Genomic DNA, 12139 nt, shown 5'->3' with positions numbered 1-12139 from the left:
GGAAACGTGCCACGATAGGACTATGACCGAGTCAGACAGCGTGCGAATTGACGTGATTGGTGCGAGCCAAGCAGGTGAGCTCTTGACGGTGCGGCGTGCCGCGTTCGTCACTGAAGCGCAGTTGTACAACGATCCGAACATTCCTGCGCTGACGCAGAGCCTTGACGAGTTGATTGTGGACCTTGAGTCCGACGACGTCGTCACCTTGGGTGCTTGGGAAGGGCATCGACTCATTGGGTCGATTCGTGTGGGGCTTGAGGGGGACAAGGCCACCATCGGTCGTCTCGCAGTGGTTCCTGACCTGCAGGGCCAAGGCATCGGAACGCAGTTGCTGTTTGCGGTGCTGGGCTATTTGCCGGAGTCGACCCGTGAAGTATGGGTCTTTACAGGCCAGAACTCGAAGCACAACATCTCGATGTACAACAAGGCTGGGTACGACTACCAGTTTGACCAGGTGAACGGTGACCTTACCTACGCATACTTGCGAAAGGTCCTCGAATCAGGCGCAATCGTTGACGATGACGCCGATGTGAATGCGGTGCGCGGCGATAACTGAGTCGCTCTGAGAACGACACCATCGCACACTGGTGTGGTGACTGCATCTACTTCGCACACGGCAGGTGTTCGCCGTACCGAGCGTGATCGCTCGGTCGATTCCCTTGCTGGCGTGCTCATCATCCTGGTGGTGTTCAGCCATGCCATCGAGCCCCTGGAGGGTCAGTTCGCCGAAACGGCCGCGCAATGGCTGTTCATGTTTCACATGCCGGCGTTTGTCTTTGTCTCTGGCTACGTGACCCGTTACTCCAGCCGATGGGCACCGGGACGCACGTTCCTAAAGTTGGCTTTTCCTTATGTGGTGTTCACGTTGGCGCAAGCAGTCTTCAACGCAGCGTTAACGGGCGAGCCACTTTCTGTGAGTTTCCTGACCCCTTCGTGGACTCTGTGGTACCTCGTGGCATTGGGAGCCTGGCGCCTGAGCGCGCCCCTGTTGCGCTCCTCGTGGTGGGTAGTGCCGGGGCTCGCGATCGCGGGTGTCGCGTTGGGAACCGTGGGAATGGTGGGACAGGAACTCTCTGTGGAGCGCATCGTGTGCTTCGCTCCGTTTTTCGCGGCTGGACTGATGTGGCGTGACTCGTGGTGGCCGCGTATCCGGGCAGCCCGCATGCGTGTGCTCGCCGTCGCCGCTTTGGCTGGTGCGCTCGTGTGGAGTTGGTTTAGCGAGGACACCGTGATTCGGTCCATCTTTTTCCTTTCGGAAAGCTATGCCGACATCGGCCAGACCAACGGGGAGGGGATGGCGCAACGTGCAGCCGTACTTGTCGCGGGTGCCGTGCTGACCCTGGCAATCCTCGCCCTCAGTGGCGGTAGCAACACCGTGGTGGCGTCCATCGGGGCTGCGACACTGCCGGTCTACCTGCTCCACCCCCTGGTGTTGTACCCCGCGCACCTCGACGGCTATGGCGTCGACTGGCCGGAATCGCTGATGCTCTTGGGACTAATGGCCTTTGCTGCGGGATTCTCCTACGTGGTGTCGAGGCCGGCGGTGGTACGAGCTACGCGTCCCCTCATGGACTACATGTTTTGGCGTGATCTGGTGCGCCGTTGACGTAGATGCGGGGGTGCGTTCACGTTGCTAGACTGGCGCGCGTCGTGACTGGCGCAGTGGGACACCACGAGGGAGCGGCATTTTCTCAGACTGTTGGTCGTACGCCTGGGCCGAAGTCACCGGACACACGGCGGCCCGCCGCCTTCAGAAAGGGAACGCATGAGCACCGACTCCAGCGCCACCGCAGACGTGATGAACGCCACGCTGCAGGATTTTGACCCCGAGATTGCCCAGGTACTTGACCGGGAACTCGACCGCCAGCGCACCTACCTTGAGATGATCGCCTCGGAGAACTTCGTTCCCCGTTCGGTGCTGCAGGCTCAGGGTTCGGTCCTGACGAACAAGTACGCGGAAGGGTACCCCGGCCGCCGCTACTACGGTGGCTGCGAAGAGGTCGACGTTGCGGAGAACATCGCACGCGACCGCGCCAAGAGCCTCTTTGGTGCTGAGTACGCGAACGTCCAGCCCCACTCGGGTGCCACCGCTAACGCTGCGGTGCTGCACGCGCTGATCAACCCCGGTGACAAGATCATGGGCCTGTCGTTGGCTCACGGTGGTCACCTCACGCACGGCATGAAGCTGAACTTCTCCGGCAAGCTCTACGAAGTTGCTGCCTATGGTTTGGACGAGCAGTCGCACCGTATCGAAATGGAGCAGGTGCGTGAGCAGGCTCTCGCCGAGCGTCCTGAGGTCATCATCGCCGGTTGGTCGGCATACCCCCGCCACATCGACTTCGAAGCATTCCGCTCCATCGCGGACGAGGTGGGCGCCAAGCTGTGGACCGACATGGCCCACTTCGCGGGCCTCGTCGCCGCGGGCCTGCACCCCAGCCCCGTGCCGCACTCGGACGTTGTGTCCACGACCATCCACAAGACTATTGGCGGACCACGCTCCGGCATGATCCTGTCGCGCGACACGGAATACGCCAAGAAGCTTAACTCTGCGGTCTTCCCTGGCCAGCAGGGTGGCCCGCTGATGCACGTGATTGCCGCCAAGGCCACCGCGCTGAAGGCCGCCGCTGCTCCCGAGTTCAAGCAGCGCCAGGAGCGCGTCCTCGAGGGTGCACGCATCATCGCGGAACGCCTCACGCAGCCCGATGCCATTGAGGCTGGCGTGAACGTCGTCACCGGTGGTACCGATGTTCACCTGGTCCTCGTTGACCTGCGCAACTCCGAACTCACCGGTCAGGACGGCGAAGATCTCCTGCACCAGGTCGGCATCACCTCCAACCGCAACGCGGTGCCTTTCGACCCACGTCCCCCGATGGTGACCTCCGGCCTGCGCCTGGGCACCCCGGCACTCGCGTCCCGCGGCTTTGGCGCGGAAGAGTTCACCGAGGTTGCCGACGTGATCGCCACCGCCCTTAAGGGTGGCGCGGACATCGACGCACTGCGTGCACGCATCAAGAAGCTCGCAGACAACTTCCCGCTGTACCCGGGCCTGCAGCAGTAATGGCCCCCCAGCGACTCGACGGCAAGGCCACTGCGGCAGCCATCAAGTCCGAGCTTGCCGAGCGCGTCGCGGTCCTTCAGGACCGCGGCGTGACTCCGGGCCTCGGCACGTTGCTCGTCGGCGAGGACCCAGGTTCCACCTGGTACGTCGCCGGCAAACACCGCGACTGCGCAGAAGTGGGCATCACCTCCGTTCGCGAGGACCTTCCCGCATCGGCCTCCCAGGAGGAGATCGAAGCGGCAGTTCAGCGTCTCAACGATGACCCGACCTGCACCGGCTTCATTGTTCAGTTGCCCTTGCCCGACGGCATCGACACCAACCGTGTGCTCGAACTGGTCGACCCTGACAAGGACGCGGACGGGCTTCACCCCACCAACTTGGGGCGCCTCGTGTTGCGCACGTCCGAGCCGGTCGAGTCGAGCCTGCCGTGCACACCAAAGGGGATCATCGAACTGATCGAACGTCACGGTGTCGACTTGCGAGGCAAACACGTGGTCGTCGTGGGCCGCGGTACGACAGTGGGCCGCAGCATCGGCCTGTTGCTTACCCGTAAGGACGTCAACGCCACCGTGACCCTGTGCCACACCGGCACCGAGGACCTTGCGTCTCACACACGCGTCGCCGACGTCATTGTTGCCGCCGCAGGTGTGCCCGACATCATCGGTGCGGACATGGTCAAGGACGGTGCCGTGGTGGTCGACGTGGGCGTGTCACGCATCACGGACCCGGAGACCGGCAAGTCCAAGGTCGCCGGTGACATCTCAGCCGATGCAGTCGCCAAGTCTGCATGGTTCTCACCCAACCCTGGGGGAGTGGGGCCAATGACCCGCGCCATGTTGCTTGCCAACGTGGTGGAAGCCAGTGAACGTCAGGCCGGTATCCGCTAATGCGTATTGCTTCTGTCAACGTCAATGGTGTCCGTGCAGCGATGCGTAAGGGCATGGGCGACTGGTTGGACCAGGTCCAAGCCGATGTCGTGTGCCTGCAGGAGGTACGCGCACCGCAGGATTTGGTGGCCGGGCAGCTGGGCGAGACCTGGCATGTGGCCGACCACATCAGTGAGCAGAAGGGCCGCAACGGTGTCGCGATCCTCTCTCGCGAGCCATTGACGGACATCGTGCTGGGTGCTGAAGCGCTGGGCAGCGATGCGACAGCAGCGACACACACTGGACGCTGGGTGGAGGCCACTGTGCCGTCACCCGCTGGCGACGTGCGCGTGGTGAGCGTCTACGTTCACTCAGGCAATGCCGAAGACCCAGTGAAGATGGCGGACAAGTACGCCTTCCTGGAGCTCATGACCGCACGTCTGGACGCACTGGCCGAGACCTACGAGCGGGTCGTTGTCATGGGGGACATCAACATCGCCCACGGCAACAACGACATCAAGAACTGGAAGGGCAACCTGAAGTCCTCCGGGTTCTTGCCCGAGGAGCGCGCATACGTGACCCGTTGGCTCGAGGCAGGCTGGGTCGACGTGCACCGTGTGCATGCAGGCGACCAGCCAGGTCCTTACACGTGGTGGTCGATGCGCGGTAAGGCCTTCGACAACGACGCTGGCTGGCGCATCGACTATCAATTGGCGACGAAAGCGCTTGCTGCTGCGGTGACGGACGTCCGCGTAGACCGTGCCGCCGACTATGCCTCGCGTTGGTCGGACCACGCACCCTTGGTGGTCGACTACACCCTCTAGGGGAATCTGCGCCGTACGATGGTGAGGCACCCAGTCCTCATCTGAGACCAGGAGAGTCGTATGACCGAGCAGTCGCCACAGCCCCGCCCATCCATTCTGGACTCCGTGCGTTCGACGGCGATGGGTCCGTTCGCGACGGCTCTTGGCGTTGCGGTCCTGGTGGGACTGCTGCTGTCGTTCTTGGTGCCCGCAGACACCGGGTCACTTGCGCTCATCGTCCTCGGTGCCCTCGTCGCATCCGGCGTGGGAGTGACAGTGCGCTACCTGACGTCCGCGCGCGGGTGGAAGACGCAACTGAGCGCGTTTGTTCCAGCCGTCATTGGGGTCCACCTGATGGGAGTGGTAGGCACGTTGACCGGGACCGTGTTGCCACTGGCACGGTTCACCGGAGTAGAAATGGTGTCCTTTGACACTGCGTTGCAGACTGCGCTGGCGACGCCTCCGGTCAGCGCAGGGACACTGCTGGCTGGCCTCGTCGCAGCAATCATCGCTGGGTGGGCAAAGCCATCCGCGCCGGCAGGAGAGTCCGGTCACACCTCCGCGTGATGTGACTCAGTTCCCCACTGAGAACGGCGCAGTACTACTGAGCCGTGCGCTCTACCGAGACGTGCGCTCTACTTCTTGACCGGGGTCACGCCAAGCGACCGCCCGGCAAGCCCACGCTGACGCCCAGTGAGGCGTCGCGCAACCTCACGCATGGCGTCTGCCGCAGGCGTGTCCGGGTCACTGATGACCACAGGCGTGCCCGCGTCGCCGGCTTCACGGGCCGTGATGTCGAGCGGAATCTGTCCGAGGACGGGAACATCTGTGCCGAGTGTCTTGGAGAGACGGTCAGCAACAATTTGGCCGCCGCCTTCACCGAACACATGCAAGCGGGAGCCGTCGGGCTGTTCCATCCAGGCCATGTTCTCGATGACGCCCACAACACTCTGCGATGTTTGCGTCGCGATGGAGCCAGCGCGCTCGGCCACACCGGATGCAGCCGACTGCGGGGTGGTGACCACGACGAGTTCTGCGTGGGGGAGCAGCTGCGCCACGGAGATCGCGATGTCTCCAGTGCCAGGCGGCAGGTCCAGGAGGAGGACGTCGAGGTCTCCCCAGTACACATCCGCGAGGAATTGTTCGATGGCGCGGTGCAGCATCGGTCCACGCCAGACCACAGGCTGGCCTTCGGGCACGAACATGCCGATTGAGACGGCCTTCACTTCGTGAGCGATGGGCGGCAGCAGCATGTCGTCGAGCCGTGTGGGCTGTCCTTCAACGCCAAGCATGCCGGGGATGGAGAAACCAAAGATGTCGGCATCGAGAACGCCGACCTTGAGTCCATCGGCAGCCATGGCAGCAGCGAGGTTCGCGGTGACCGTGGACTTGCCGACTCCACCCTTACCGGAGGCGATCGCGTAAACGCGGGTCATGTTGCCGGGCTGAGTGAATTGAATGACGGGTTCGGGCTTGCCGCCGCGGAGCTTGGAGCGCAATTCGAGGCGCTGCTCCTCGCTCATGGCGCCCAGTTCGACGGTGACCTCGTCGATGCCCTCAACGCGCATGGCGGCGTCCTTCACGTCCCCGGTGATGCGGTCCTTCATGGGACAACCGGAGGTGGTCAGATCGATGCCAACGTGGGCGGTGGATCCTTCGACGTCGACGGAGCGCACCATCCCGATCTCAGTGATCGGGCGGCGGATCTCGGGGTCGATGACCGTGGATAGGGCGTCGCGAACTAGATCGACGATAGGCATGCCCCCATCGTAGGTGCTATAGGGAGTCCTCTTCGACGGGCGGCTTGTCCGTTATCCACAGTTTTGTGCTGTGAGGTGCGTCACAGCAGGTCCGTTGGCTATTGTCGGCTAGCCGTTGACATGCAACGGTGGGGCCGATCGTGAGGGGAACGCCAAGGTGTATGGGGGCACGGTGACTGAGGGGACTGACGCGCGCAGCGATGCGGATTCAGCGCGCGCGGATGTCGCGGACGTGAAGTACCCCGAGGGCATCTATCCCGTCACCGCTCGTATTCCTGACTGGGCAGGAAGGTTCCCCGCGCCTCCGGGCATGCCTCAAAGCGATCTACCCCTCGTGGAGACGGACGATGCTCGGTGGGGTGTGCGGTGGGCTCGTGGCCTGGTGGCAGGGATGGCCTTGGGTGCATTGGGTGCTGTGCTCTATGTGAGCCTGCACATTCTGGTGGGCTGGGAGATATATCCCACTGCAGTGGTGATTGGTGTTCTTGCTGGTGCGGGACTGCGTTCCGGCGGAGTGCGCCGCGGTGTCACGGCGTCGGCCGTTTCGATGGTCTTGGCGTTGGTGTTCTTGTGGCTCGGGGCCGTCGTGGGCCGAGTGTCGGCTGCTGCAGTTGCCACGGCCGCTGATCCTCGAGTTGCGCTGTACGACGCCTTGGTAGATCCGCTGAGCACGACTGCAGGGTTGTTTGATGAGCCCTTGATTGCGCTCGTGGCGGTCATGCTTGCACTGTGCGGCGCTGCCACCGCCACTCACACGTATGCGCGTCGGCGATCGCAGCGAGAAGTGTTCTAAGCGTCGTTTTTGGCTTGCTCGTTCTCGTCGTCGCGCTGGAGCTCATCCAGAAGCGCACGCAGTTCTGAGCGCAGGAAGTCGCGCGTGGCAGTCTCGCTGACGGCCTGACGCAAAGCGGCTACCTCACGTGCCAAATACTCGGTGTCAGCGAGGGAGCGTTCGGCGCGCTGACGGTCCTGCTCCGCGGCAACCCTGTCGCGGTCGTCCTGGCGGTTCTGTGCCAGCAGAATCAGCGGTGCCGCGTAGGAGGCCTGCAGCGACAGCATTAGCGTGAGCGCGGTGTATCCGTTCGCGGCTGAGTCGAAGCGGAGGTTCTCGGGTCCCCAGGTGTTCCATACGAGCCACACCAACACAAAGACCGTCAGGTAGATCAAGAATCGGGTGGTGCCCAGAAAGCGTGCGATGCCCTCAGTCATCGCTCCCATGCGGTCGGGGTCACTCGGACGGTTCTTTTTGAAACGCTTGAGAGACAGGCGTGACTGTTCAGCCTTGGGCCGGTCGAGGCGTTCGCTCATAGTGCGTCCTCCTCATCGTCCATGTGCTCGCGCCAGTCGCTGGGCAGCATGTGGTCGAGCACGTCGTCAATGGAGACTGCGCCCAGGAAGCGGTTGTCGTCGTCGACCACGGGCATCGCGAGAATGTCGTAGGCCGCCATGCGGCGGGACACCTCTTGGAGGGAGTCATCTGGCGCGAGGGGCTCAATTGCGGGGTCGGTGTGGCCACCCACGGAGTCGTGGGGAGGTTCACGCAGGAGGCGCTGTGTGTGCACCAGGCCAATAAAGCGTCCCGTGGGGGTCTCAAGCGGCGGTCGAACAACGAAGACCATTGATGCCAATGCCGGCGGCAACTGTTGCTTACGCACCATTGCCAAGCACGCGGCTACGGAAGTCTCAGGGCCAACGATCACGGGCTCAGTGGTCATCAGACCGCCAGCCGTGTCGTCTTCGTAGTGAAGCAACTGACGGACCTGGTCTGCGTCCTGGGGCTCCATGAGTTCGAGCAGTTGTTGCGCGCGTGCCTCAGGCAGGTCACCGAGCAAGTCGGCAGCGTCATCAGGGTCCATCGCCTCGAGCACGTCGGCGGCGCGCTCCGAACGCAACGTGCCCAGAAGAGTGACCTGATCTTCCTCGGGGAGCTCTTCCAGCACATCGGCCAGGCGCTCGTCGTCAAGGGCAGCGGCAATCTCTGCTGACCGTGATGGCGACATCTCCATCAGCGCTGCGGCGAGGTCCGCAGGCTTGTGGTCAACGAACGATTGGATCACCAGTTGCGCGCCCTGAACTTGGTCGCGGCTGAGCAAGCCAGTGACCTCGTCCACGTTCACCACGAGTGCTTCGCCGCGGCGTGAGAAACCGAGGACGCCCTTGCGTCGCTCGGCTTTGCGAACCCAGAGCTTGGTGATCTGCCACGTCCCACCACGTTTGGGTTCCATCGCGAGGTCTTCGATGAACGCAGGGTGCTTGCCATCCTTGATGGTGACCGAACGCTCCAAGAGTTCCGCAATGGCCAGAGTTTCGGATGCGCGCGCTTGGAAGCGTCGCAGGTTCAACACTCCAGTGCAGATGACCTGGCCGGGTGCGATCGACGTCACCCGCGTCAGGGGCAGGAATACGCGGCGGCGCCCTGGTACCTCCACCACGAGTCCGACCGCGCTCGGTGCGGCCCCTCGACGCATGAGAAGGACAACGTCGCGAACACGCCCCACGGCGTCGCCAATGGGGTCGAAAACAGCGGTGCCGACAAGACGGGCAAGGTAGACGCGCTCGGCTGGCTGGCTCATGGTGGCTAGCCTAACCGGGAGGCGTGCGCCAGTGCCCCCACTCCGCCCCGTCACATGGAACCATTCGCCTGTCTAGCTCGACCTAGACGCGAGAATGGTTCCATTTGACGGAGAAAAAGTTCGCGGGGCCGTTAGATGGATGCCCAACTGCGGACGATGGCCTCGACGGAGGCATCGACGTCGTCGGCAGTGGTGGCTGCGTCGGAGACGGAGATGCGCATGGCGGGCCTACCGTGCCAGACGGTTGAGCCAGCCCAGCATGTGCCCTCGGCCTGGATCGCAGCGATGGTGGCTGCGGTACGTTCCGCGTCACCGAAGGCCACCAGCACTTGGTTCAGCGCCACTGGCGCCAAGATCTCCGCGCCGGCCTCCTCGAGCCCTGCAGCGAACCGGCGAGCGTGCGCGCAGGAGCGCTCGATCAGGTCTGCCAGCCCGGTGCGCCCGTGGGTGGCGAGCATCGCCCAGGTCTCGATGGCGCGGGCGCGCTGCGACATCTGAATGCCCTTGTTCATTGGAGCTTCCGCAGTGGGGTGAAGGTAGGCTGCGTCGGCTGACATGGCACGCGCCAGGTCGTTGCCGTCGCGCACGATGACGATGCCGCTGTCGTAGGGAACGGAAAGCCACTTGTGCGCGTCAGTGGCCCACGAGTCGGCGTGTTCGACTCCGGCTACCTGGTGGGCGAGTTGCGGCGACGCGGCCGCCCAGAGCCCGAAGGCGCCATCAATGTGGACCCATCCACCGCGCTCGCGAACGCCCGGGATGATGTCGGCAAACGGATCGGACGCACCGGTATTGACGTTGCCTGCCTGGAGCAACACCAAGGTGTGATCGTCGGTGTCCTGGGGAAACGCATCGGCTCGGATTGCGCCAGTGGCGTCCGTGGGGACGCGCTCGACCTGCGCCGCACCGAACCCTGCCAGCCGTAGCGCCTTGAGAGCGGAGGTGTGCACCTCTTCGCCCACGATCACTCGGAGAGGGCGTGCGCCGACGAGTCCTTGTTCCGCGACTGACCAGCCAGCGCGAGCGTAGAGGGCGTCTCGCGCGGCGATGATGCCGGTGAGGTTCGCGACAGTGGCTCCGCCGTTGAATGCTGCTACGGACTGGGAGGGGAGTCCGAGCGCGTCAACGATCCATTGGCAAGCAACTGCGTCAATTGCTTCGCCTGCGGTGGAGCCACTGCCGACGTTTTGGTCCCAGGCACCGGCCAGAATGGCAGCGGCTTGGGCTGCTGGGTCAGTGCCGCCGGTGACGTAGCCGAAGTATCGGCCTTCGTTCACCACCGTGGTGGCGGGGGACCCAAAGGTGTCGAGTTCTGCCAGCACTTCGCGTGCGGGACGGCCATCCTGGGGAAGGGGTTGACGGAACGCGTCGAGGCCAGCGAGAGCATCGGCCTGGGGAAAGATGGCGCGGTCGCCCGCCCCGGCAGCGTAAGTACCCGCTCGGCGCGAGGCCTCGGTGATCAGGCCGATGCGCTCGCGGCGGCGCGCGCGGGAGGCGGGGTTGGTCTGTACGCGAGTGAGCGGGGTGGTGGTCATGCCATCGATGGTGCCGGGACTGGCCCCTTGAGGCCAGGGCCAGTTAACGTGCGTCTGGCCCTTGTCAGAGGGGGCCAGTTTGCGGTGAGATGGCCCCATGCGCACCACAGCAGATCAGCTTCGCGACGTCCTCGACCACTGGCGCTCCGGTACGGGGCCCCTGTACATCCAGCTTGCTGACGCCATCGTCTCGCTCGCGGAATCGGGCTCGCTCGAACACGGCACCCGGCTTCCCTCCGAGCGAGCCCTCGCCGAGTCTTTGCACCTGTCGCGCAATACCGTCACGGCCGCCTATCAGCACTTGCGAGATGACGATTGGCTGGATGTACGCGCAGGAGCAGCACCCACGCTGGGCTCGCGTGCTCGGGGGCTCGACGCCATGAGCCTCCAAGACCGCTTCGCAAAGATCCTCCCCGGCGCGCAGGCCCCACTCGTGGGCCTGTCCTCTGCCTGCCCGCCACCCGCGCCTTCCGTCGTCGAAGCGTTCGCTGATCCGCGCGCCACGCTCGAGTCGTCACCGACCTTTGGAACGGGCTACGCCGCGCTCGGCGACCCAGAGTTGGTGGAGGTCGTGGTGGAACGGCTCCGCGCCGACGGCATCGATGCGAACCCTGACGAAGTGGTGATTACCAGCGGCGGACAACAGGCGCTGTGGCTTGCGCTGACCGCGCTCGCAGGGCCCACCTCGCCGGTCGCGCTCGAATCGGTCACGTATCCCGGAGTGTTTGACGCAATCTCTGCGGCCGGATCGCGCCCGCTGGCACTTCCCATGGGTCCCGACGGACTCGATGTGCTGGCATCGGTCAAACTGTTGCGCGCCGCCAGACCTGGCGTTGCGTATGTGACGACATTCCACAACCCCACGGGCACCACTCTCACACCTGCTGGCGCGCAGGCGATTGCGGAAGCCGCCGCGGCCACCGAGACCACGCTGATTGACGACCGCATCACCGCTGACCTCGCGCTGGGGGGACAGGCGGCACCGCCGTTCGCCTCGCTTGGCACGGGAGCGTCCGTCGTCACCATCTCCGGGCTGTCGAAGGTGTTCTGGGGTGGAATGCGCATCGGCTGGCTGCTCACCAATGCCACGTTGGCGGCACATCTGCGGCAGCGTAAGGCCGCGATGGACTTGGGTAGTTCGGGGTTCATGCAGCGCATTGCGCGTGAACTCATGGCTGATTGCTACGACGAGACCCTGGCCTGGCGCCGCGAGGCACTGCGCGAATCGCTCGACGCCACCGTTGATGCCATGCGCGAGCATGCGCCGGAGTGGAAGGTGCGCATGCCTGATGGCGGTCCCAGCTTGTGGGTCGAGGTTCCCGGCATTAACACGGATCGATTCGCGGCGCGGGCCGAGGATGCGGGAGTGCCCGTCGCTCCCGGCAGCGCCTTCGAGGTCGCTCCCGGGGGCGGGACGTCATACTTCCGGTTGCCGTTTTATCTGCCAGCGGAAGATATGCGCTTGGGCGTCAAGGTCTTGGCCGACCGCGCTGCCTAACCACCCCTCCCACCCCTCCCTCTTTCGCGAAATGGCTCCATTCCGC

Annotated in this window: 12 protein-coding genes and 1 riboswitch; of the genes, 8 read left to right on the top strand and 4 right to left on the bottom strand. The window is 64.2% G+C overall.

Features of this window, described 5'->3' with window-relative positions; all coding sequences use genetic code 11:
• Positions 1 to 22: 22 nt before the first annotated feature.
• From AOP79_RS01540 to AOP79_RS01515, 6 genes are all read left to right on the top strand, one after another.
• Positions 23 to 556 carry a GNAT family N-acetyltransferase gene (locus AOP79_RS01540; RefSeq protein ID WP_062069782.1) on the top strand — a complete coding sequence of 178 codons (534 nt, stop codon included), beginning with the start codon at positions 23 to 25 and terminating at the stop codon, positions 554 to 556.
• Positions 557 to 592: 36 nt separating this feature from the next.
• The gene (locus AOP79_RS01535) at positions 593 to 1606 is read left to right on the top strand and encodes an acyltransferase family protein (RefSeq protein WP_062069780.1); all 1014 of its coding nucleotides are present in this window, start codon (positions 593 to 595) and stop codon (positions 1604 to 1606) included.
• A gap of 34 nt (positions 1607 to 1640) precedes the next feature.
• A riboswitch (ZMP/ZTP riboswitch) is annotated at positions 1641 to 1724 on the top strand.
• A gap of 41 nt (positions 1725 to 1765) precedes the next feature.
• A complete protein-coding gene (gene glyA, locus AOP79_RS01530) occupies positions 1766 to 3058 on the top strand; it encodes a serine hydroxymethyltransferase (RefSeq protein WP_062069779.1) in 1293 nt (430 codons plus the stop codon).
• Positions 3058 to 3945 carry a bifunctional methylenetetrahydrofolate dehydrogenase/methenyltetrahydrofolate cyclohydrolase gene (locus AOP79_RS01525; RefSeq protein WP_062069777.1) on the top strand — a complete coding sequence of 296 codons (888 nt, stop codon included), beginning with the start codon at positions 3058 to 3060 and terminating at the stop codon, positions 3943 to 3945. Before glyA ends, AOP79_RS01525 begins: the two co-directional genes overlap by 1 nt.
• Complete coding sequence (locus AOP79_RS01520) at positions 3945 to 4748, top strand: exodeoxyribonuclease III (RefSeq protein ID WP_062069774.1); 804 nt, start codon at positions 3945 to 3947, stop codon at positions 4746 to 4748. Before AOP79_RS01525 ends, AOP79_RS01520 begins: the two co-directional genes overlap by 1 nt.
• A gap of 60 nt (positions 4749 to 4808) precedes the next feature.
• Entirely contained in the window at positions 4809 to 5294 is a 486-nt protein-coding gene (locus AOP79_RS01515; protein ID WP_062069772.1) for a hypothetical protein, read from the top strand.
• Positions 5295 to 5362: 68 nt separating this feature from the next.
• On the opposite strand, the gene AOP79_RS01510 is transcribed toward AOP79_RS01515, so the two are convergent.
• Positions 5363 to 6487, bottom strand: coding sequence for an Mrp/NBP35 family ATP-binding protein (locus AOP79_RS01510; RefSeq protein WP_062069771.1), 1125 nt, complete (start codon positions 6485 to 6487; stop codon positions 5363 to 5365).
• A 172-nt stretch (positions 6488 to 6659) separates the two neighbouring features.
• Here AOP79_RS01510 and AOP79_RS01505 point away from each other — a divergent pair, with 172 nt between their 5' ends.
• Positions 6660 to 7280 carry a hypothetical protein gene (locus AOP79_RS01505; protein WP_062069769.1) on the top strand — a complete coding sequence of 207 codons (621 nt, stop codon included), beginning with the start codon at positions 6660 to 6662 and terminating at the stop codon, positions 7278 to 7280.
• Here AOP79_RS01505 and AOP79_RS01500 read toward each other — a convergent pair.
• The 3 genes from AOP79_RS01500 to AOP79_RS01490 all read right to left on the bottom strand — a co-directional run bounded on the left by AOP79_RS01500 (position 7277) and on the right by AOP79_RS01490 (position 10595).
• Positions 7277 to 7795 carry a DUF1003 domain-containing protein gene (locus tag AOP79_RS01500; RefSeq protein WP_062069767.1) on the bottom strand — a complete coding sequence of 173 codons (519 nt, stop codon included), beginning with the start codon at positions 7793 to 7795 and terminating at the stop codon, positions 7277 to 7279. The two genes, AOP79_RS01505 and AOP79_RS01500, sit on opposite strands and share 4 nt — an antisense overlap.
• Positions 7792 to 9060 (bottom strand): magnesium transporter MgtE N-terminal domain-containing protein, encoded by a 1269-nt coding sequence (locus AOP79_RS01495; protein ID WP_062069765.1) that lies wholly within the window; start codon positions 9058 to 9060, stop codon positions 7792 to 7794. Before AOP79_RS01495 ends, AOP79_RS01500 begins: the two co-directional genes overlap by 4 nt.
• A 131-nt stretch (positions 9061 to 9191) precedes the next feature.
• The gene (locus AOP79_RS01490) at positions 9192 to 10595 is read right to left on the bottom strand and encodes a pyridoxal phosphate-dependent decarboxylase family protein (RefSeq protein ID WP_062070976.1); all 1404 of its coding nucleotides are present in this window, start codon (positions 10593 to 10595) and stop codon (positions 9192 to 9194) included.
• 97 nt (positions 10596 to 10692) lie between these two features.
• On the opposite strand from AOP79_RS01490, the gene AOP79_RS01485 reads away from it, so the two are divergent.
• Positions 10693 to 12093, top strand: a complete 1401-nt coding sequence (locus AOP79_RS01485; RefSeq protein ID WP_062069763.1) for an aminotransferase-like domain-containing protein — start codon at positions 10693 to 10695, stop codon at positions 12091 to 12093.
• Positions 12094 to 12139: the final 46 nt, after the last annotated feature.

The sequence above is a fragment of the Demequina sediminicola genome, assembly GCF_000975055.1.
GTDB classification, from domain to species: domain Bacteria; phylum Actinomycetota; class Actinomycetes; order Actinomycetales; family Demequinaceae; genus Demequina; species Demequina sediminicola.
This window is presented reverse-complemented; position numbering and strand designations above follow the sequence as displayed.